Consider the following 1,670-nt stretch of genomic DNA (forward strand, 5'->3'; position numbering starts at 1 on the left):
CGGTGTTTTTCAAGATAGTTGTCACTCTTTGTTTAAATATTAAGCTGCATTTATTACGCCTTCTTCTGGTGCCTTATCTGGGTTGAGTGTTACAGCGCCAACCGCTTCACAATTTCTGATCTCTGTAGACCAACGCATCGGTTTTCTTTCCTTCGCCGCCTCAAGCACTTTCTTGCGCTTCGCTAAAATAGCGCCATCTTGCAGTGCATGACGTTGCCCTGGTGAGACAAAATTTAGCTGGCTGTGTTTATGCTCATCGTTGTACCAGGTTACAAACTTTTCCACCCATTCTCTTGCTGTTGCTAAGCAGCTAAAACCTGATGCCGGCCACTGTGGGCGGTATTTCAACGTTTTAAATAACGACTCTGAAAAGGGGTTGTCATTACTCACCCGCGGCCGACTTAATGATGCCGTAATACCAAGCTCTTCCAGCTTGGCTTTCATGGTCAGTGACTTCATCGGCGCCCCATTATCAGAATGCAGCACTAATGGCGTGTTAAAGCATTGCTCGCGTAACAGACAGCGTTGGATTAGCGCAGCGGCATATTCCCCACTTTCTTGCTCATGAACTTCGTAACCCACTATTTTTCTACTGTAAATATCTTCAAACAGGTACAAATAGTAGAACTGGCCTTTGACGATTGAGGCTAAATAAGTGATGTCCCATGACCACACTTGATTCGGCCCATCTGCCCGATAACTCAACGGTTTGCTTCGATTGACCGCAGCCTGAGTGCGGCCACGATGGTTAAGTTGACCATGAGCATTTAACACTCTGTAGAAGCTGGATTCCGAGGCGATATAAATCCCGTTATCTAATAATGTTGGCACAATTTGCGACGGGGGTAAGCTGGCGTACTCCGCTTGATTGCACACACTTAATATCTGTTGTCGCTCATGTTCTTCGAGTTTATTTGCTGGCTCTGGTCGAGCTGCTGTTGGCCTTAAATCAGCTTGCACTTGACCTTCTCGATACCAACGTCGATAGGTACGCTTACTGAGGCCCGTTTCAGCACAAGCCTTATAAAGGCGAGCACCCTGGGTATACGCCTCTTGGATTAAGGCAATCAATGCTATGCGCTCAGGCAAGGGGGTTAGCTCTCCTCGCTGTCGTCCCCCCAGAGCGCATTGAGCTTTTTTCTGAGCACCAGTAACGCAGCAGCTTCAGCCAGCGCTTTCTCCTTATAGCGCAATTCCCGTTGCAGCGATTTGATTTCGGCTTTGTCAGCCTTAGCCTGCTGTTTAATGGTTTTAGTTTGTACTTCTGAGGTTTGAAAACCAGCTAAACAATCCTGTTTCCACTGCTGTACTTGCTCGCGGAACAAGCCCTTTTCACGGCAATACTGGTTTATCTCCGCTTCCGACAGCGGCGCTGTTTCAATAATCACGGCAAGTTTTGCTTCAGCCGACCAATCATCGGCTGTTAATGTTTTACCTGGCACGGGGCGACCTTCTTTTCTGGCAATATCTCGCCAATGATACAAGGTTTGCACCGCGATGCCTTCTTCCCGAGCGACCTCTGCGACCGTTAAGTTGTGAGGAGGTAATAATTTTTTAAGGATCGCCTCTTTACGTTCTGGTGAATACCGAGCCATATCGTTCTCTTTTGCCGCACCCTGTCTTTAAACATAATGATTATTTAGGGGTGACAACAATCCTGACACAGGGGG

The 1,670-nt window shown here is 47.5% G+C and carries 1 protein-coding gene; it reads right to left on the bottom strand.

The annotated features are described in order from the left end of the window. Nucleotides 1–39: 39 nt before the first annotated feature. A protein-coding gene (locus tag L5M18_RS23110) for an IS3-like element ISSpu6 family transposase (RefSeq protein WP_086022276.1) occupies nt 40–1,595 on the bottom strand; the annotation gives its coding sequence in 2 pieces (ribosomal slippage) (nt 40–1,133 and nt 1,133–1,595; 1,557 coding nt in all). Nucleotides 1,596–1,670: the final 75 nt, after the last annotated feature.

Source organism: Shewanella sp. SM20 (assembly GCF_025654545.1).
Classification (GTDB): domain Bacteria; phylum Pseudomonadota; class Gammaproteobacteria; order Enterobacterales; family Shewanellaceae; genus Shewanella; species Shewanella oncorhynchi.